At 73.8% G+C, this 19,630-nt stretch carries 17 protein-coding genes; 12 read left to right on the top strand and 5 right to left on the bottom strand.

What is annotated here, in order from left to right; all coding sequences use genetic code 11:
- Positions 1-18: 18 nt before the first annotated feature.
- A complete protein-coding gene (locus ACWGJO_RS02160; RefSeq protein ID WP_452181729.1) occupies positions 19-486 on the top strand; it encodes a hypothetical protein in 468 nt (155 codons plus the stop codon).
- A gap of 9 nt (positions 487-495) precedes the next feature.
- Here ACWGJO_RS02160 and ACWGJO_RS02155 read toward each other — a convergent pair whose 3' ends face one another.
- The 3 genes from ACWGJO_RS02155 to ACWGJO_RS02145 form a co-directional block, all read right to left on the bottom strand.
- A complete protein-coding gene (locus ACWGJO_RS02155) occupies positions 496-786 on the bottom strand; it encodes a muconolactone Delta-isomerase family protein (RefSeq protein WP_452181728.1) in 291 nt (96 codons plus the stop codon).
- A 224-nt stretch (positions 787-1,010) separates the two neighbouring features.
- Positions 1,011-1,226, bottom strand: a complete 216-nt coding sequence (locus tag ACWGJO_RS02150; RefSeq protein ID WP_452181727.1) for a hypothetical protein — start codon at positions 1,224-1,226, stop codon at positions 1,011-1,013.
- A 182-nt stretch (positions 1,227-1,408) separates the two neighbouring features.
- On the bottom strand, positions 1,409-5,347 hold the full coding sequence (locus ACWGJO_RS02145; protein ID WP_452181726.1) for a non-ribosomal peptide synthetase family protein: 3,939 nt from the start codon (positions 5,345-5,347) through the stop codon (positions 1,409-1,411).
- Positions 5,348-5,609: 262 nt separating this feature from the next.
- On the opposite strand from ACWGJO_RS02145, the gene ACWGJO_RS02140 reads away from it, so the two are divergent.
- The 7 genes from ACWGJO_RS02140 to ACWGJO_RS02110 all read left to right on the top strand — a co-directional run bounded on the left by ACWGJO_RS02140 (position 5,610) and on the right by ACWGJO_RS02110 (position 12,916).
- Positions 5,610-6,305, top strand: a complete 696-nt coding sequence (locus ACWGJO_RS02140; protein WP_452181725.1) for a GNAT family N-acetyltransferase — start codon at positions 5,610-5,612, stop codon at positions 6,303-6,305.
- 286 nt (positions 6,306-6,591) lie between these two features.
- A complete protein-coding gene (locus ACWGJO_RS02135; RefSeq protein WP_359898457.1) occupies positions 6,592-7,854 on the top strand; it encodes a MurT ligase domain-containing protein in 1,263 nt (420 codons plus the stop codon).
- A 46-nt stretch (positions 7,855-7,900) separates the two neighbouring features.
- Positions 7,901-8,629, top strand: coding sequence for a type 1 glutamine amidotransferase (locus ACWGJO_RS02130; protein ID WP_359898456.1), 729 nt, complete (start codon positions 7,901-7,903; stop codon positions 8,627-8,629).
- A gap of 352 nt (positions 8,630-8,981) precedes the next feature.
- Positions 8,982-10,007: a 6-phosphofructokinase gene (locus ACWGJO_RS02125; protein ID WP_359898455.1), complete on the top strand. Its 1,026-nt coding sequence runs from the start codon at positions 8,982-8,984 to the stop codon at positions 10,005-10,007.
- 119 nt (positions 10,008-10,126) lie between these two features.
- The gene (locus ACWGJO_RS02120) at positions 10,127-11,122 is read left to right on the top strand and encodes a 2-hydroxyacid dehydrogenase (RefSeq protein WP_452181724.1); all 996 of its coding nucleotides are present in this window, start codon (positions 10,127-10,129) and stop codon (positions 11,120-11,122) included.
- Between the two features lie 112 nt (positions 11,123-11,234).
- A complete protein-coding gene (locus ACWGJO_RS02115; RefSeq protein WP_452181723.1) occupies positions 11,235-11,870 on the top strand; it encodes an RNA polymerase sigma factor in 636 nt (211 codons plus the stop codon).
- A complete protein-coding gene (locus ACWGJO_RS02110) occupies positions 11,867-12,916 on the top strand; it encodes a CU044_5270 family protein (RefSeq protein ID WP_452181722.1) in 1,050 nt (349 codons plus the stop codon). The genes ACWGJO_RS02115 and ACWGJO_RS02110 overlap by 4 nt, the downstream gene beginning before the upstream one ends.
- Before the next feature lie 163 nt (positions 12,917-13,079).
- Here the strand turns inward: ACWGJO_RS02110 and ACWGJO_RS02105 are convergent, their stop codons facing one another.
- Positions 13,080-14,045 (bottom strand): NAD-dependent epimerase/dehydratase family protein, encoded by a 966-nt coding sequence (locus ACWGJO_RS02105; RefSeq protein ID WP_452181721.1) that lies wholly within the window; start codon positions 14,043-14,045, stop codon positions 13,080-13,082.
- A gap of 202 nt (positions 14,046-14,247) precedes the next feature.
- Between ACWGJO_RS02105 and ACWGJO_RS02100 the strand changes: the two genes are divergently transcribed.
- Together ACWGJO_RS02100 and ACWGJO_RS02095 are read left to right on the top strand one after the other, a co-directional pair.
- Complete coding sequence (locus tag ACWGJO_RS02100) at positions 14,248-15,255, top strand: cytochrome c oxidase assembly protein (protein ID WP_452181720.1); 1,008 nt, start codon at positions 14,248-14,250, stop codon at positions 15,253-15,255.
- Between the two features lie 178 nt (positions 15,256-15,433).
- Entirely contained in the window at positions 15,434-16,021 is a 588-nt protein-coding gene (locus ACWGJO_RS02095) for a YdcF family protein (protein ID WP_452181719.1), read from the top strand.
- A gap of 139 nt (positions 16,022-16,160) precedes the next feature.
- On the opposite strand, the gene ACWGJO_RS02090 is transcribed toward ACWGJO_RS02095, so the two are convergent.
- Complete coding sequence (locus ACWGJO_RS02090) at positions 16,161-18,383, bottom strand: NADP-dependent isocitrate dehydrogenase (protein WP_452181718.1); 2,223 nt, start codon at positions 18,381-18,383, stop codon at positions 16,161-16,163.
- 425 nt (positions 18,384-18,808) lie between these two features.
- Here ACWGJO_RS02090 and ACWGJO_RS02085 point away from each other — a divergent pair, with 425 nt between their 5' ends.
- Together ACWGJO_RS02085 and ACWGJO_RS02080 are read left to right on the top strand one after the other, a co-directional pair.
- Entirely contained in the window at positions 18,809-19,165 is a 357-nt protein-coding gene (locus tag ACWGJO_RS02085) for an SAV_915 family protein (protein ID WP_452181717.1), read from the top strand.
- Entirely contained in the window at positions 19,162-19,488 is a 327-nt protein-coding gene (locus ACWGJO_RS02080; protein WP_452181716.1) for a hypothetical protein, read from the top strand. Before ACWGJO_RS02085 ends, ACWGJO_RS02080 begins: the two co-directional genes overlap by 4 nt.
- Positions 19,489-19,630 lie beyond the last annotated feature (142 nt).

Here is a 19,630-nt window from a genome sequence, read left to right as displayed (position 1 = left end):
GTCGGGCACGGTGGCGGCATGGAGCATTCGAAGCCCTCTCCCCGCCGTGCCCCCGGTGCCCCCGACGCCCTCCGCGCCCCCGCCGGTCCCCGCGCCCGCCGCACCCGCCACTGGCGCCGTGACACCGTCGAACTCGCCGCCGTCTTCCTCTCCGTCACCGCCGCCGACCTGATCGCGAAGGTCGTCGTCCACGGCCCCGAGGGCCCGGCCGTCCTCGTCGGCTCCGCCCTCGCCCTGCTCGCCGTCACCCTCCTGCACGCCTGGGTGTCCCCGCACGCCCCGCCCCCGACCACCCTCTGGCGCGTCCGCACCACCCTCCTCGCCCACACCCCCACCACCCTCGCCGATCACCGGATCACCCTGCTCTCCCTCCACCCCCAGGAGCTCTTCCTCCGCACCGAGCACTCGGTGACCCCGGCCGCTCTGACGACGCTGCTGACCACCACCGGCCACACCCTCCAGGACGCGCCGACCCGCATCGCCTGAGCCGTCGCCTCAGGCCGGGCCAGGGTCGTTGGGGTGCGGTTCGAGCGGGGTCACCACGGCGGTCATCCACGGCCACAGCGGAAGGCTGCCGAGCACCTCCGCGCGCAGTTGCGCCTCGTCGGCCGCCCGCCAGACGCCGAGGCTGCGCCGTTCGCCGACCGGGCGCCACAGCCTGGCCAGGTGGCCGGTGGCGGCCAGCTCACGGGCCCGGACGGCCTCGGCGGCGCGCCGCCGGTCGACCTCCTCCTCGGCGGTCCCCTCGGGTACGGCGGTGGTGATCTCGACCAGGAACTCCTTCATGGTCCCGCTCCCTTCTCGCCCCCACCCGCTCATCCTCGGCCCGGCCCCCGCCCGCCGCACCCGGGACCCTCCCCTTCGGGCGGAGCGGCCCCGGGATCCGGCTCAGTGCTCGTCCCTGGCCTTGGGCTCGGCCCCGACCTCGACGAGGGCGCGGATCTCCAGGGTGCGTGCCGGCGGCGGCCCGAGGAGGGCGGCCGCCGCCGGCGGCGGCATCCCGGGAGGCGTCAGCCCTGGTCGGCGGGCTGCACGACGCACACGGCGTTGCCGAGCATCGGCCCGAAGCCGCCCAGCAGGGCGCCGAGCACCTGGTGGCAGGCCGCGGCCTCCTCGGGCGTCTTGGGACCGTTGTGCTCGGCGGCGGCAGCGGCCGGCTGGGCGAGGGCGAGCGGCAGGGCGAGCAGCAGGGCGCAACAGGCCGTGGCCAGTGCGGAGTTCTTCACGGACCGGGGAGCGGACGGCGGACCGGACCGCGGAACGGACGACTGAACGGACGACTGAACGGACATCGGGAAGCCCCTTCGGTAGGGAATCGGGATCGGCGGAAAGCCGAGCCATCCCTACCCGAAGGGGCTTCCCCGCTCACGGATCCTGGGCCGTCCGTGAGCGTGTCCACATCATCCGATCAGCGGTCCGGGAGCTCCCCGGGGACCGTCCGTTCCACCTCCCGGATCGCGGCGGCCAGCTCGCCCACCCCGTGCTCCCGCAGCACCCCGTAGTGGTCGCCGGCCAGGTCGACCACGGTGGGCGGGGCGGCCGAGTAGCCGGTGCTGCCCTCGATGAAGGAGTAGTCGTCGCCCGCGGCCTTGAAGACGGTCACCGGCGCGTCCAGCCGCCGTTCGGCGAGTTCGCGGAAGCTGTACTCGAACTCGTACGTCTCACCGACGATCCCGGTGATCCGCCGGATGAGCTCCTCGTCCAGCTCCGGCAGCATCCGGTGCACGGAGGCCACGAAGGTGGGCTCGTCCACCGTGTCGGCCAGGCAGCGCTCCAGCTCGGGGCCGCTGATCCGGCCGGCGAACACCCCGAACAGGATGGTCAGGTACCCCGGGTTGGCGTACGAGGCCTCGCGGCCCCACCGCTCGCCGTCGGCCCGGCGCACCTTCGGGTTGCCCGGGCAGATCAGCAGCAGCCGCTCCACCCGCTGCCCGGCCCGCTCCAGCTGCCAGGCCGCCTCGAAGGCGACCCGGGCGCCGAAGGAGAAGCCCCACAGCGTGTACGGCCCCCGCGGCTGCACCCGGCGCAGCTCGGCGACGTCGGCGGCGGCCATCTCCCCGATGGTCGGGTACGGCGTCTCGCCCGGGTTGATGCCGTGCGCCTGGATGCCGTAGAAGGCCCGCTCCCCGCTCGCCTCCCGGCCGAGCAGCCGCAGGTTCATCGGGTAGCCGCCCAGTCCGGGCCAGCAGAACACCGCCCGGTCGGCCGCTCCCGGGTGCAACCGGATCAGCCGCGAACCGGCGCCTCCTGCCCTGCCCGCGCCGCCCTCGCCGCACGCCCGCTCGACGCGCGCGGCCAGCTCGCCCAGCCGGGGGCACTCGAAGAGCACCTGGAGCGGCAGGGCGATGCCGAACTCCCGGTTGATCCGGTGGACCAGGGCGACGGCGATCAGCGAGTTCCCGCCGACGGCGAAGAACTCGTCCGTCACCGAGACGTCCTCGTACCTCAGCGCCCGCCCCCAGGCCTCGGCCAGCCACCGCTCGTACCCGGTGGCCGGGGCGACGTACTCGCCGCGCACGTCGGCCGTGCGGACGGCCTCCGAGGCGGCCAGCGCCTTGAGGTCCACCTTGCCGTTCGCGGTGAGCGGCAGGGCGTCCGTCACCAGCACCCGGTTGGGCAGCATGTAGTCGGGCAGCAGGGTGGCCAGTTCGTCCTTGATGATCTCGGCCGGGCCCTTCATGTGGACGGTGTCCTCGTGCATGCCCTCGCTGCTGATCTGCTCCTCGCTCACCCTGCCGCCGAGGAAGAAGTACGACGGGCCGGGGGTGATGCCGAGGCCGGCCAGGATCTCGTCGATGCGCCGCGAAGCGGGCAGCGGGTGGCCGGACTTGGAGCTGTAGCCGGAGGACATGAAGCCCAGGGACAGGCCGTTGCGCTGGAGGCGGTGCAGCACCGCGCCGAGCGCGATGTACTCCAGCCACTCCTCCTCGGCGCGGCCGACGGCCGTGATGCCGAACGCGGCCCGGGCGTAGACGGCCTGGTTGATCGCGATCACGTGCCGGGATTCCACCACCTCGTCCGAGATGTGCGTCAACTCGCCGTCGGCGTACCGGTAGAGGCCGCCCGGCAGGCCGTCCACCCGGTCCTGGTGGGCCTGGACGTACAGCTCGGTGCGCTCGGCCCGGGCCGGGCCGCCGGCCCGGACGACCGCGAAGCCGCCCAGGTAGTGGTCCTCCTCGGCGACGTCCAGCCGGTCCTTGACGGCCGGGTCGAGGCCGAGCGGACGCACGTCCAGCCCGTACTCGGGCAGCACCTCCTCCAGGACGCCCAGCATGTGGCCGGTCTCGAATTCCAGCACCTCCCGGATGTTGTTGCGGTAGACGGGTTCGACCGCGCCGTGCTTCCCGGAGAAGTGCAGCGTCAGGTACGCCTCGGCCCGGGTCTCGGCCGGCCCGATCCGGACCAGCGTGTGCTCGACCGGGTGGTAGTAGTACAGCCCGGCCGCGAGCCCGTCCAGGCCGCCGGTCTCCAGGTACAGCTGGGTCGCGTACAGCGCGCCGGGCGAGGCGTAGGCGTACTTGGGCAGCAGCCGCTCCTCACTGTGGAACTGGCCGAACCACCGCAGGACGCGGCCGAGTTCGGGCAGGCTCAGCAGCTCCGGGTCACAGCCGAAGGTGCCGGCCGGGCGCGGGGCGAGCAGCGCGGTGAGGTCGTCCCGGGTGACCGCGCCGCCGTCGTAGAAGCGGTAGGTCTTGCGGGCGAAGACCTCCCGGCGCTGGGCCGCGGTCTCCTTCCGGCCGGGCAGCTCGACCCGCTCGCGGCCCGCCGAGCGGTCCCGGTCGCGCAGGCCCGGGTCGGACAGCTGGGCCTTGACCTGGAGCTTGCTGGCCTTGGACTGGTGGTGGCCGCCGTGGACGCCCTGGTCCATCAGAGCGGCCTCGCGCGGGTTGAGCTCGACGCAGGCGACCAGGTTCGGGTGCCCGGTGCGGCCGTCCCCGGTGACGACGGCGGCCGCACGGCGCACCCACGTGTGCTCCTCGATCGCGCGGGCGATCTCGTCCAGCTCGACCCGGTACCCGCGCAGCTTGACCTGGTTGTCCACCCGGCCGGCGAACTGGAGGGTGCCGTCCGGGTTCCACCGCACGAGGTCGCCGGTGCGGTACAGCCGCTCGCCGGGGGCGAACGGGGAGCGGACGAACCGCTCCGCGGTCAGCTCCGGCCGGTTCAGGTAGCCGCGGGCCAGCTGGACGCCGCCGATGTACAGCTCGCCCACGCCTCCGGCGGCCACCGGCACCAGCTCCTCGTCGAGGACGTAGCAGTCGGTGTCGGCCACCGGGCGCCCGATCGGCACCGATCCGGCGCCGTCGGCCGGATCGGCCGGGTCCACCAGGTGCGAGGTGGCGTTGATGGTGCATTCGGTCGGGCCGTACAGATTGACCAGGGCGGCCTGCGGCAGGGCCCGGCCCAGGTCGCGGGCGAGCCGCCGGGAGAGCGCCTCGCCGCCGGAGAACACCCTGGTCAGGCCGGTGCACCCGGCGAATCCCTCGGTGTCCAGCAGCGCCCGGAGCAGGGTCGGCACGCACTGGAGCGCCGTCACCCCGTGCCGTCGGACGGCGGCGACCAGCGCCTCCGGGTCGCGGTGGAGGTCGGGGGTGCCGGCCACCACCCGGGCGCCGACCGCCGGGGCGAGGATCTCCCACTGCGCGGCGTCGAAGCTCATCGGGGTCTTCTGGAGCACGGTCACCTCGGGGTCGAGGTGGCCCGCGGAGTGCATCCAGTGCAGCTGGGAGACCACCGAGCGGTGCTCGATCATCACGCCCTTGGGCCGGCCGGTGCTGCCCGAGGTGTAGATCACATAGGCCAGCGACTCCGGTTCGACGGGCTCCCGCCCCTCCGCGTCCCGCGGCGGCGGGGCGTCCTCGACGGCGAGGACCGCCGTCCCGGCCGGGGCCAGCGCGGCCAGCCGCTCGCGCAGGTGCGCCTGGGTGAGCACGATGCCGGTGCCGCTGTCCTCGATCATGTAGCGGATCCGGTCCTCGGGGTACTCGGGCGACAGCGGCAGGTAGCCGGCCCCGGCGTACAGCACGCCCCAGGCTCCGGCGACCAGCTCGACGGACGGCTCGACGTACAGGCCGACGCAGCCGTCCGGGCCGGCGCCCAGGCGGCGCAGCCGCTCGGCCAGCCGGCGGGCGGTCCCGACGAGCTCCTGGAAGCTGAGGCCGCCGCCGGCGCCGAGCACGGCCGGCGCGTCGGGCCGCAGGCGCGCCTGCCGGTCGAGCAGGCCGGTGAGCGCGGTGCCGGCCGGAGCGCGGCGGGCGTGCGGGACGACGGGGGTGGCGGTGGTGGTGGCGGCGGCGGTGGTGGTGGTGTCGGTGGTGGTGGTGGGGACGGACGGGGTGTCACGCATGGGAACGGCCTTCGGTACGTGGACGTACGGGGCCCGGCCTCCTGCTCACCAGGAGCACCGGGACGCAATCCACCGTCGGCCGCCCGCCGTCCCACCCGCCTGAGGCACCGGCCGTGACCTGCGCCGACACCGTCCCGGCCGGCCGGCCCGCAGTCCCGGGCCGGGGCCCGCCCGGTCCCGGGCCGCCGACCACGCCCCGGGGCATTCGCGCGTTCACGATCACGTAACCGAACGGAAGCGCACCGTCGGTAGCGTCGGCGGCATGAAGGCATCACGCACGCGCCCCGAACGGCTCTGGCACCGGCCCTTCCGCAGGTCCGACCGCAGGTGCGCGGCGCCCGAGGGCCAGGCCACCCGGCCGCCCGCGCTCACCGGCGGGCCGTACCGGACCGTCCGGCCGCACCCGCCCGCGACCCGCGCCGCCCGGACGCCGGACGCCCCGTCCCGGCTGTCCCTGCCGGACGGGACCGGGCTGCTGCTGCGTCCGGCCGGGCCGGCCGACCGGGCGGCGGCGCTGGCGATGCACGGCCGCTGCTCCCCCGCCTCGCTGCGGCAGCGCTACCACGGCCCGGTCCGCGACGCCGGCCGCTACCTGGACCACCTGCTGGACCCCCGGCACGGCCGCAGCTTCGCGGTGACCGCCCCGGACGGGCGGCTGGTCGCGCTCGGGCATCTGATGTGGGACGACGGCGAGGCCGAGCTGGCCGTCCTGGTCGAGGACGCCTGGCAGCGCCACGGGCTGGGTCTGGCGCTGCTGCGGCGGCTGTCGGCGGCGGCCCGGTCGGCCGACGTGCGGACGGTGTACGCGGTGACCCACGGCACCAACAGCGGGCTGATCGCCGCGATGCGCCGGCTGGGCGCGCCGCTGGACTTCCGGGCCGCGGACGGCACCCTGGTGATCACCGCCACGTTGGCCGCCGGCGATCCGGCCGACTGCGCCCACCGTCCGGGCCGCTGATCATTTCTTCACCAGATCCTTACCCGGGCACCTCGGGAACCCGGCGGTGCCCGCGGAACGTCGTCAAGGAGTAGGGGCTCGGCCGGGGCCGAAGCCCCGGGGTCGCTCCGTACACCGCCCTCCTCGACGGGCCCTCAGCCGCACCCGCGAACGCGTCGCAGCAGGCGGCACGGGGTCCGGATCGTCCGGCCGGGCGACGGAGTCGGTAGGCTGACCCCCGTCCCCGCCGCCCGACGGCCCGTTATCCGGCCGCGAGCGGTGCCGCAGCAAGGAGGAACCACTGAGCATGGCAGGCACCGAATCGGAGCCCACAGGCGCACGCGACGCCTCGCTGCCGGCCCGCGCGAAGATCGCGGTGACCGCCGGGCGGGTCGCCGCCGCCGTGTCGCGCAAGGCCGGACGCGGGAGCGGCTCGGTGATCGGCGGCAAGGTCGCCCTCAGGCTCGACCCCGACCTGCTCGCCACCCTCGCCGACCACCTCGACGTCGTCCTGGTCAGCGCGACCAACGGCAAGACCACCACGACCCGCCTGATCGCCGAGGCGCTGCGCGCCGCCGGCCCGGTGGTCTCCAACGCCCTCGGCGCCAACATGCCCGCCGGCATCACCTCCGCCCTGGCCGGCGGCACGGACGCCCGCTTCGGCGTGATCGAGGTCGACGAGAAGTACCTGGCGATGGTCGCCCGCGACACCCGCCCCAAGGCGATCGCCCTGCTCAACCTCTCCCGCGACCAGCTCGACCGCGCCGCCGAGACCCGGATGATGGCCGAGAAGTGGCGTGAGGGCCTCCAGAACACCGAGGCCGTGGTCATCGCCAACGCCGACGACCCGCTGGTGACCTGGGCCGCCTCCTCCTGCAAGAAGGTGGTCTGGGTGGCCGCCGGACAGGCCTGGAAGGAGGACGCCTGGTCGTGCCCCGCCTGCGGCGGTGTGATGCAGCGCCCCGGCGACGACTGGTTCTGCCAGGACTGCGGCTTCCGCCGGCCCAACCCGCACTGGGCGCTCCAGGGCACCCACGTGATCGACCCGCAGCGCGGCGCCTGGCCGATCCAGCTCCAGCTGCCCGGCCGGGCCAACCTGGCCAACGCCACCAGCTCGGCCGCCGTCGCCGCCGTCTTCGGCGTCGCCCCGCAGGTCGCCCTGGAGCGGATGCGCTCGGTGGCCGCCGTGGCCGGCCGCTACGACGTGGTCCAGTACCAGGGCCGGGACATCCGCCTGCTGCTGGCCAAGAACCCGGCCGGCTGGCTGGAGACCTTCTCGCTGATCGACGGCCCGCCCGCCCCGGTGATCCTCTCCGTCAACGCCCTCGACGCCGACGGCACCGACACCTCCTGGCTGTGGGACGTCGACTACGAGCGCCTCGCCGGGCACCCGGTCTTCGTGATGGGCCAGCGCAAGCTGGACCTGGCCGTCCGCCTGGAGGTCGCCGGACTCCAGTTCCACGTGGTCGACACCCTGGAGCAGGCCGTCCGGATGGCCCCGCCCGGCCGGATCGAGGCCATCGCCAACTACACCGCCTTCCAGCAGCTGCGGAAGGTCGTGGCCGGCTGATGCCGCGCCCGCACACCAGTCTTTACGTGACGGAAGGCCTTCGAGGATGAGTGAGAGCAGCCTGCGCGTGGTCTGGGTCTACCCGGACCTGCTCAGCACCTACGGCGACCGGGGCAACGCCCTGGTCGTGGAGCGCCGGGCCCGCCAGCGCCACCTCAACGTGACCCGGATCGACGTCCGCTCCGACCAGGCGATCCCCACCAGCGGTGACATCTACCTGATCGGCGGCGGCGAGGACCGCCCGCAGCGCCTGGCCGCCGAGCGGCTGCGCGCCGACAGCGGCCTGGTGCGGGCCGCCGAGAACGGCGCGATCATCTTCGGCGTCTGCGCCGGCTTCCAGATCATGGGCCACGAGTTCATCAACGACCTCGGCGAGCGCGAGCCGGGCCTGGGCCTGCTCGACGTCTGGACCGCCCGCGGCGAGGGCGAGCGCTGCGTCGGCGACGTGCTCGCCGATGTCGACCCCCGGCTCGGCCTGCCGCAGCTGACCGGCTTCGAGAACCACCAGGGCGTCACCCATCTCGGCCAGGGCGTGCAGCCCTTCGCCACCGTCTCCGTCGGCCGGGGCAACGGCACCGGGGACGGCACCGAGGGCGCCTGGCGGGACACCGTGTTCGGCACCTACCTGCACGGCCCGGTGCTGGCCCGCAACCCCGCCGTGGCCGACATGCTGCTCAAGCTGGCGCTGGACGTCAACGCCCTGCCGCCGGCCGACACCACCTGGTACGACGCGCTGCGCGCCGAGCGCATCGCGGCCGCGACGCGCCCCCAGTAGTACGTCCGGTACGCCCCGGCCGGGTGCCCGCCATGCGGTCACCCGGTCCGCGGGTGGCCCCGGACGTACCACAATGGGGCTGCCTACTGCACACCCTCCTCGGCAGCAGGCTGCAATTCCGCGCGGGGGCGCCGACGGCGCCGCTCCCGCGTCGGCTCCTGCCCGGCCGGACCAGGGGCCGTATGCTCGACTTCGCGGCCGCTTTCGGGCGTTCTGTCCGGATCGGCCGGTCCTTCACCCCACGGCCACCTCCCCGCCACCGCGGCGTGGGAGCGCCCCGTTACGGTGACGGCTCGTCGTCCCAGCCTGTAGTCCGGCCGTTCCTCGGTTCTGCTCGGGAGTTGCAAAGCTAATGCGTATTGGAGTGCTGACCAGCGGCGGTGACTGCCCCGGCCTGAACGCGGTGATCCGCTCCGTGGTCCACCGGGGGGTGGTCGACCACGGCGACGAGATCATCGGGTTCGAGGACGGGTGGCGCGGATTCCTGGAGGGCCACCACCGCCCCCTGACCCTGGATTCGGTGAGCGGCATCCTGGCCCAGGGCGGCACCATCCTCGGTTCCTCCCGGGTCCAGCCGAGCCACCTGCGGGACGGCGTCGAGCGGGCCAAGCGGTACTGCTCCGACCTCGGCCTCGACGCGGTCATCCCGATCGGCGGCGAGGGCACCCTCAAGGCCGCCAAGCTGATGAGCGACGCGGGCCTGCCGATCGTCGGGGTGCCGAAGACCATCGACAACGACATCGCCGCCACCGACGTGACCTTCGGCTTCGACACCGCCGTCTCGGTGGCCACCGAGGCGCTGGACCGGCTGAAGACCACCGCCGAGTCCCACCAGCGGGTCATGGTCGTCGAGGTCATGGGCCGGCACACCGGCTGGATCGCGCTGAACGCGGGCATGGCGGCCGGCGCCCACGCCATCGTCGTCCCGGAACGCCCGTTCCACATCGACAAGCTCACCGATGTCGTCCGCGAGCGCTTCGACCGCCAGAAGAAGTTCGCCATCGTGGTCTGCGCCGAAGGTGCCAAGCCCGAGCCAGGCACCATGCACTGGGAGGAGGGCACCAAGGACATCTACGGCCACGAGCGGTTCACCGGCATCGCCACCCAGCTCTCCCGCGAACTGGAGCACCGCCTCGGCAAGGAGGCCCGCCCGGTGATCCTCGGCCACACCCAGCGCGGCGGCACCCCGACCGCCTACGACCGGGTGCTCGCCACCCGCTTCGGCTGGCACGCCGTCGAGGCCGTCCACAAGGGCGCCTTCGGGCACATCACCGCGCTGCAGGGCACCAACATCAACCTGGTGCCGCTGGCCGAGGCGGTCGCCGAACTGAAGACCGTGCCGCAGGACCGCTACCTGGAGGCCGAGACGGTCATCTGACCGCCCTCCGCCCCTCCCGAGGCCCCCGGACCGCGCCGTCCGGGGGCCTCGGCGCGTCCCGGGGACGGGCCGCCGCATCCGGCGGGCGTCCGCGGGCCCCGGCCGTTAGCGTGTCCGGCATGGAGATCCTCGCGTACGGCGTACAGGCCGACGAGCGGCCGCTGCTGGAGCAGGCCTTCGCCGGCCGGCACGGGCTGCGCTGCCTGGACGTGTTCCTCAACCGCGACACCGCCCCACTCGCCGCCGGCTACCCGGCCGTCAGCAGCAGCGTCAACGCCGTCCTGGACGCCGAGACCCTCGCCGCCCTGGCGGCGGGCGGCACCGAACTGATCGCCCAGCGCTCCACCGGCTTCAACAACATCGACCTCGACGCCGCCGCCGACCTCGGCCTCACCGTCTCCCGGGTCTCCTACTACAGCCCTTACTCGGTTGCCGAACACGCCTGGGCCCTCGCACTCGCCGTCAACCGCCGCCTCACCCGGGCCGCCAACCGCTCCCGCGAGTTCGACTTCCGCCTCGACGGCCTGCTCGGCCGGGACATCCACGGCATGACCGTCGGTGTGATCGGCACCGGCAAGATCGGCGAGTGCTTCGCCCGCATCGCCGCCGGCTTCGGCACCGAACTCCTCGGCTGGGACATCGCCCCCAACCCCGCCTGTCTCGACCTCGGCATGCACTACACCGAACTGCCCGAACTCCTCACCCGCGCCGACCTGGTGAGCCTCCACGTCCCCCTGCTCCCGGCCACCCACCACCTGGTCGACGGCGCCGCCCTCGCCCGGATGAAGGACGACGCCATCCTGATCAACTCCAGCCGCGGCGGCCTCGTCGACAGCGCCGCCCTCGTCGAAACGCTGCGCGCCGGACGCCTCTCCGGCGTCGGCCTCGACGTCTACGAGGAGGAGACCGGCGTCTTCTTCACCGACCGCTCCATCGAGGGCATCACCGACGACACCCTCGCCCGCCTCGTCACCTTCCCCCAGGTCCTGGTCACCAGCCACCAGGCCTACTTCACCCGCACCGCCGTCGGCCAGATCATCGATGCCACCGCCCGCAACATCGACGACTTCGCCGCCGGGCGCACCAACGAGAACACCCTCGTCCCCAGGAAGTAGCCCACAGGGATCCGGAACGCGAGCCCCTCGGTCCGCGGTCGTACGCTCGTACCGGCCGCGGGTGGTGACCCGTGTCACGGGAACCGGTGCTGCCGCTCGGACAAGGCATGACGTGAACCATCCGCACTCCCGGCTCCGGGCCGGGAACCCCGAAGCGTTCCGCGACCTCTTCCGGGACCACGCCTCGTTGGTGTACCGCCACGCCGTGCGCGTGACCGGAAACTGGGCACTCGCCGAGGACGTGGTCTCGCTGACCTTCCTCGAAGCCTGGCGCCTGCGCGGGAAACTCCGCGACGAGGGCGACAGTCCACGCCCCTGGCTCATGGGCATCGCCGTCAACGTGCTGCGCAACACGACGCGCGCCGCCCGCCGCCACAGCGCGGCCATGGCCCGCATGCCCGCGGCCGATCCGGTCCCCGACTTCGCCGACGAACTCGTCGGCCGCATGGCCGACTCCGAGCAACTCGCGGCCGCCCACAAGGCCTTGGGGCGTCTGCGGCGCTCGGAACGCGAGGTCTTCGCCCTCTGCGTCTGGTCCGGGCTCGGCTACGCGGAAGCGGCGGCCACCCTCGGCGTACCCGTCGGCACCGTACGCTCGCGCCTCTCCCGCGCCCGCACCCGACTGCGCAAACTCGCGGCCGAGGAACTGCGCGCCGCGAAGAAGAACACGGAACCGCTCCCGATCCCCGGACAAGTACAGGACAGCCGCAGCACTGCGGCCCGGCCGCACAAGGAGACGCACCGATGATCCGCAACTCGCGGCGGCGCACCGAACCGCTCGACCACGCGGAACTGGCCCGTCTGCTGCCGGCGCCGGCCGATCCCCAACTGGCGGCCAGCCGCCAGGACCTGCTCGAGGAGCACTTGATGAGCGAGATCCACCGGCCCGACCACGCCTCCGCGGCGTCCCCGGTGCGGCGCCCGCTGCGCCGCACCGTCCTCTTCGCGGCGCCTGTCGCCGCGGCCGCGGCCCTGGCCGTGGTCGTCTCCCTGAGCAACTCGGCCGGCACCATTGCCTCCCCGAAGCCGGTCAAGGCCCCCGTCGTACAGATCGAGGAGGGGAGCACCGTCCAGCTCGCCTCGACGGTCCACGCGATCGCCGCCGCCGCGACGGCGCGCACCACACCCCAGCCCGGACCGGGCCAGTACATCTACATCAAGAGCCAGGTCTCCTTCATGTCCACCCGCAACAACGCGGACACCGGGGAGTCCGTCACCTGGGTCCAGCCGCTGCACGACCGCGAGGTGTGGAAGTCCCCCGACGGCACCAAGGGCTGGCTGGACGAGCCGGGTTACCAGGACAAGGGCGGCATCACGCTGGACAACAACGAGCCCCGCAAGCAGCTGTCCTACGCGTGGCTGGCGGCCCAACCCGCCGACCCCGACGCGTTCCTGAAGTCCGTCTACTCGACGGTGAGCGGCAGCCGTGACCACGACCAGCAGGCGTTCAACGAGATCGGCTCCATCATCCGCGAGCAGCTCGTCCCCTCCGGCCTCGCCGCCTCGCTCTACGAGGCCGCCGGCAAGATCCCGGGCGTCGTCGTGGTCGAGCACGCGCAGGACGCCTCCGGCCGCGACGGCATCGCGTTGGCGCGACTCGACCCGCAGACCGGCGAGCGATCGGAGTGGATCTTCGACCGGGACAGCCACCAGTACCTCGGCAGCCGTGGCGTGCAGGTCCGGGAGTTCAACGGCGTCAAGCCCGGCACCGTCGTGGAGCGGACGACCATCCTCACCCGGGCCGTCGTCGACGCGAAGAACCAGCGTCCCGGCGCCGGGCAGGCCACGGCCTGACGGTGCCACACCGGGCGGGGTGGCCTTCCGGGCGCGCCGGCCGACAGGCGAGATCGGCCCGGTCCGGGCTGAACCCGTCCTTCCCCCGGAAGATCGGTTCATTCACACGGCGCACGCCACGCCCTCGTCGGCCCGGCCCTCCAGGCGTCGGGCCGACGGCCGGTCAGGACCCGCTCAGGCCGAGCGCCTCGCGGTACCAGCCGGCGGCCTCCGGGAGCCGGGCCAGCGGGCCGGGGCCGGGCGGGCAGTCGGCGAGCCGCCAGATCCGTTCGCTGCGGTACCAGTGGTCGCGGGCGATCAGGCCGAACTGCCGCTCGGAGACCCGGCCGGGGGCGGCGGCCAGCAGCCGGCGGCACTCCTCCCACGGGACTGCCGGGCCGTCCGGGGCGGGCAGCAGGCCGAGGGCGGCCAGGACGGCGAGCAGGTCGCCGCCACGGACCGGCCCGGGATGCGAGGCGTGGTGGACGCCCGGCGGGGCGGCGTGCTCGTCCAGGGCGAGCGCGGTGATCAGCCGGGCCAGGTCGGCGCGGTCCACCATGGAGAGCCGGGCGCTGCCGCCCTCCCAGCGGACCGGCACCCGGCGGACCAGCTCGGCCAGCGCGGGCACCACCCAGCGGTCGCCGGTGCCGGTCACCAGTCCGGGTCGCAGCACGTACCCGCCGGCCGCGAGCGCGTGGCGCTCGCCGAGCAGCCGGGTGCGGCTGGCCTCGGACACCGGGGCGGGCGGCACCTCGTCCACCTCGACGTCCGTGTGCGGGCCCTCGCCGTAGACCGCCGCCGTGGAGAGGTGGACGATCCGCCGCACCCCGGCGCGGGTGGCGGCCGCCATCAGGGCGGCGGTGCCCCGGTCGTTCACCGCCTCGCACTCCTCGGCGCCGCCGTCGACCCGGGAGGCGAGGTGCACCAGGGCCCCGGCGCCCGTGCAGAGCTCCGTGAGCGCGGCCGGGTCGGCGAGGCCGCCCGGTATCCAGGCAGTGCCGGGAGCGGCGTCCTGGGGCGGTGTGCGGGCCAGTGCCCGCACCGGGACGCCGCGCGCCGTGAGGGCCGCCAGCACGCCGGAGCCGATGAAGCCGGTCGCCCCGGTCAGTGCGACCGCGGGGTGCGCCGCGGATCCGTGTTCCGTCGCCATCTCCGAGCCTCCCTGCCGACCGGCCGGTCAGTCTAGCCAGCGGGCGCCCCCGTGGGGAGGCACCCGTACGGAGGGGGTGGGGGGATGGCCCGAGGTAAGGCCCACCTAGGCTGTAGACCAAGCAAAACGGGCGAACCGGACCCCCACCGGGGACCACGAGGACGGAAAGCGGGACCCGCCGATGGGCGACGGAATGTCAGGCATGCACCACCACGGCGGGATGACCCGACTAGGCCCGTTCACCTTGTCCAACGTCTGGACCTGGTCGCCGGACTGGGTGTTCCTGCTCGGCGGCCTGGTCCTCCTGGGGCTGTACGCGGCGGGCGTGGTGCGGCTGTACCGGCGCGGCGACCGCTGGCCGATCGGCCGGATGGTGGGCTGGGCGATGGGTGTCGCCAGCCTGCTGCTGGTCACCTGCACCGGGCTGAACGACTACGGCATGGTGCTGTTCAGCGCGCACATGATCCAGCACATGGTGCTCTCCATGCTGACGCCGATCCTGCTGCTGCTCGGCGCCCCGATCACGCTGGCGCTGCGGGCGCTGCGCCCTGCCGGCAAGGGCCGTCCGCGCGGGCCGCGCGAGCTGCTGGTGGCGCTGCTGCACAGCCGGTACGTCCGGATCGTCTCGCACCCGGCGTTCACCATCCCGATGTTCATCGCGAGCCTGTACGGGGTCTACTTCACCCCGTTGTTCGACTTCCTGATGCAGTACCGCCTCGGGCACATCTTCATGATGGTGCACTTCCTGCTCACCGGTCTGGCCTTCTTCTGGCCGATCATGGGCGTGGACCCGGGCCCGCACCGCCCCGGCCATGTGATGCGGATCATCGAGCTGTTCATGGGGATGCCGTTCCACGCCTTCTTCGGCGTGGCGGTGATGATGGCCGCCCACCCGCTGGTCACCACCTTCACCGTGGAGAGCGCGCCACCGGGGACGAACCTGCTGGAGGACCAGAAGCTGGCCGGCGGCATCACCTGGGCGTTCGGCGAGATCCCGACCGCGATCGTGCTGATCGCGCTGGTCTACCAGTGGATGGGCTCCGAGCAGCGGCAGGCCCGCCGCCGCGACCGCTCCGAGGAGCGCACCGGCGACGCCGAGCTGGAGGCGTACAACGCCTACCTGGCCTCCTTGCACAAGCGTGACCGGCGCCCGGGCACGGCCCCGGCCGCCCCGGTCACCGGCGCCGCCCCGGCGGCCGACGTCGGCTGAGCCCGCCGCCCGCCGCGGAACCCCTGTTCCCGGGAACCCCCGTTCCGCCTCCGGAACGGGGGTTCCGCCGTTTCCGGCCGCGCACGGAGCAGGGGCCCGCGGGAGGCCGGAACGGCCGCGGGACAGGGGTTCCACCGGGCCCCGGAACGGTCGTTCCGCCGCGGGCGTTCGAACGGATATGCACGTCCTGCTGTTCGTCGCCGTCCTGCTCTGCGGGTCCGTCCTGCTCTGGCCGCTCGGCTTCCTCGGCGTGGCGCTGTACCAGCGCCGTCGGCCCGCGCCGGCCGGCTCCGACTACCTGGTGGTCCTGGGCGCCGCGCTGGACGGCTGCGAGCCCGCTCCCCCGCTGGCGGCCCGGCTGGACGCCGCGCTGGAACGTTTCGCCGCCGAGGAGGCCGCAGGGTACGCCCCACTGCTCCTGGTGACCGGCGGGAAGGGCCCGCACGAGGAGTGCACCGAGGCCGCCGCGATGGCCCGCTACCTGACCGCCCGGGGCGTCCAGGCCGAGCGGATCCGACGCGAGGAGCGGGCCGTGAACACCGCCGAGAACCTGCGGTTCAGCGCCGCCCTGATGGCCGCCGAGTGCCCCGGCTACCGCTGCACGGTGGTCACCAACGGCTTCCACACCGTCCGCTCCGCGCTGGCCGCTCACCGGGCGGGCGCCACCGCCGCCGTGCTCGGCGCGGACGGCCCGCTGGCCCACGGCCCGTACCTCCTGCTGCGCGAGGCCGTCGGCACCGCCCTCGCCCTGCTCGGCCGGGCCTGAACCGCAGTCCGGGCGTGAACGCCGAACCGGTGGTCCGGCGATCCGGCGAACCGGCGAACCGGCGAACCGGGCGTGAACGCCGAGAGGCCCCGGGTCCGATGCGGACCCGGGGCCTCTCGTCAGCTCAGCTCGGCCAGGTTCAGCCGAGGTTGGCGAGCGCCTCGTTGAAGGTCTTGGACGGGCGCATCACGGCCGCGGCCTTGGCCGCGTCCGGCTGGTAGTAGCCGCCGAGGTCGACCGGCGAGCCCTGGACGGCGATCAGCTCGTCCACGATGGCCGACTCCTGCTCGGTCAGCGTCGCGGCCAGGCCGGCGAAGGCCTCGGCCAGCTCGGCGTCGGCGGTCTGCCCGGCCAGCTCCTGGGCCCAGTACATGGCCAGGTAGAAGTGGCTGCCGCGGTTGTCGATGCCACCGAGGCGGCGGCTCGGCGACTTGTCCTCGTTGAGGAAGGTGCCGGTGGCGCGGTCCAGGGTGTCGGCCAGCACCTGGGCGCGGGCGTTGTCGGTGGTGGTGGCCAGGTGCTCGAAGCTGGCGGCCAGCGCGAAGAACTCGCCCAGGCTGTCCCAGCGCAGGTAGTTCTCCTTCACCAGCTGCTGGACGTGCTTCGGGGCGGAGCCGCCGGCGCCGGTCTCGAAGAGGCCGCCGCCCGCCATCAGCGGGACGACCGACAGCATCTTGGCGCTGGTGCCCAGCTCCAGGATCGGGAACAGGTCGGTCAGGTAGTCGCGCAGCACGTTGCCGGTCACCGAGATGGTGTCCTCGCCGCGGCGGATGCGCTCCAGCGAGAACGTGGTGGCCTCGACCGGGGACTTGATCTCGATCTGCAGACCGGTGGTGTCGTGCTCCGGCAGGTACTGCTTGACCTTCTCGATCAGCACCGCGTCGTGGGCGCGGTTCTCGTCCAGCCAGAACACCGCCGGGACGCCGGTGGCGCGGGCGCGGGTGACGGCCAGCTTGACCCAGTCCTGGATCGGCAGGTCCTTGGTCTGGCAGGCGCGGAAGATGTCGCCCGGCTGGACGGACTGCTCCAGCACCACGTTGCCCTCGGCGTCGACCAGGCGGACGGTGCCCGCGGCGGCGATCTCGAAGGTCTTGTCGTGCGAGCCGTACTCCTCGGCCTTCTGGGCCATCAGGCCGACGTTCGGCACCGAGCCGATGGTCGCCGGGTCCAGGGCGCCGTGGGCGCGGCAGTCGTCGAGGACGGCCTGGTACACGCCGGAGTAGCTGCTGTCCGGCAGCACGGCGAGGGTGTCGGCCTCCTTGCCGTCCGGGCCCCACATGTGGCCGGAGGTGCGGATCATGGCCGGCATCGAGGCGTCGACGATGACGTCGCTCGGCACGTGCAGGTTGGTGATGCCCTTGTCGGAGTCGACCATGGCCAGGGCCGGGCCCTCGGCCAGCTCGGCCTCGAAGGAGGCCTTGATCTCGGCGCCCAGGTGCGGCACGTTGTCGAGGCCGGCCAGGATGCCGCCGAGGCCGTTGTTCGGGTTCAGACCGGCGGCGACCAGCACCTCGCCGTACTTGGCGAAGGTCTTCGGGAAGAAGGCGCGGACCACGTGGCCGAAGATGATCGGGTCGGAGACCTTCATCATGGTGGCCTTGAGGTGCACCGAGAACAGCACGCCCTCGGCCTTGGCGCGGGCGACCTGCGCGGCCAGGAACTCGTTCAGGGCGGCGGCCCGCATCACCGAGGCGTCGACGACCTCGCCGGCCAGCACCGGCACCTTCTCGCGCAGCACGGTGGTGGCGCCGTCCTCGCCGAGCAGCTCGATGCGCAGCACACCGTCGGCGGCGATCACGGCGGACTTCTCGGTGGACCGGAAGTCGTTCTCACCCATGGTGGCGACGTTGGTCTTCGAGTCGGCCGTCCAGGCACCCATGCGGTGCGGGTGGGTCTTGGCGTAGTTCTTGACCGACTGCGGGGCGCGGCGGTCCGAGTTGCCCTCGCGCAGGACCGGGTTGACAGCGCTGCCCTTGACCTTGTCGTAGCGGGCGCGGACGTCCTTGTCCTCGTCGGTCTGCGGGTCGTCCGGGTAGTCCGGCAGGGCGTAGCCCTGGGCCTGCAGCTCGGCGACGGCGGCCTTGAGCTGCGGCACCGAGGCCGAGATGTTCGGCAGCTTGATGATGTTGGCGCTCGGGGCCTTGGCCAGCTCACCCAGCTCGGCCAGCGCGTCGCCGATCCGCTGCGCCTCGGTCAGACGCTCCGGGAAGCTCGCGATGATCCGCCCGGCCAGGGAGATGTCGCGGGTCTCCACGCGCACACCCGCGGTCGAGGCGTAGGCCTGGACAACCGGCAGGAACGAGTAGGTCGCCAGGGCCGGAGCCTCGTCGGTGTGCGTATAGATGATGGTCGAGTCAGTCATCGGTACTCCGCTTCACGTCTCCAACGTCTTGACGTCAAGATATCTCGTCACGGGCCTCCGGCTCCACCTCCCCCCGTTTCCGGTCGCGTTCCGCTTCCGCACGGGTCCGGTCGGCGGGCGCCGCGGCGCCCGCGGCGGGGCGCTCCGGGGGCCATGAGCGGGGGCTCGACGCAGGGCTCGACGCAGGGTGCGGCGAAGGACGCGCCGGGGGCCGAACTCCACGGTGGTCCGGGTCGGCACGCACGGCAAGCGGAGCGCTCGACCGGTGGTTTGGTCCACTCGGGTGAGTCGGACGTCAGGAGTGCGTCAACGCACGACCCCATTCGGTCAACGGCGCGTCAGGACCGGCGCTCCCCGGGCCGGGCCGCCCTAGCGTCGAGGCAGTAGTTACGGCAGGCACCACCACCCCACTCGGGAGCATCCGCATGGCCCGCGTCGTCTGGCACGTTCCGGTCACCGCCTCCGGCACCGGAAGCACCACCGCACTCCGCCTGTTCCGCCTGCGCGACGGCCGCCGCTGCGCGGTCGGATTCTCCAGCCCCGAGGCCCTGGTCGCCCTCCTCGGGCCCGACCAGGCCCACGCCGAACTCGGCGAGCCCGCCCTCCGTGACCTCACCGCCCCGCTCGGGATCGACACCCTGGTGCTGGACCCGCGGCTGGTCGCCCCCTCCGTCACCGCCCCGCCCGTCACCGCCCCGCCCGCCGCCCCGCTCACCCCGCCCCCGCTCACCCCGCTCACCCCGGCCGCCCCGGCCCCGGCCGCCCGGCTCCAGCGCCGGTGACCGCCCCGCTCCAGCTCGTCCCGGACGGTCCGGCTCCGGCGGGACGGGCCCAGCCGGCCCGCTCCCTGCACGCGATCGTCCGGATCAGCCACGGCCCCGTCCCGCTTGACTTCGACCGCCTCGCGGCGGAGTTCCCGGCCGTCCAGAGCGGCCTGGCCCTGGTCGGCGAGGCCGACCTCGAACTGCGCCTCGCCTGTACCGGCCCCGAGGAGTTACGGACGATCGCCGCCGCCCTGCACCGCGCGGGCGCCGCCAGGGTGCACATCGACCTCGTCCTGCGCGCCCTCACCCCGGCCCCGGTCACCCTGCGCCCGGTGCCGTGAGCGGCGCCGGTCCGGGCCGCTGACCCGGTGCCCCGCTCCCGGGAGGGGAGCGGGGCACCGGACGGGGCCGGGGGGGGGGCGCCCCCCCCCGGGGCGGCAGCCATACCCGCGGCGCGGGTGATGACGCGCCCCCGGGTGAAAC

The sequence above is a fragment of the Kitasatospora sp. NPDC054795 genome, from assembly GCF_053611565.1.
Note: the sequence above shows the minus strand (reverse complement) of the source record. Positions and strands in the feature narration are given on the sequence as shown.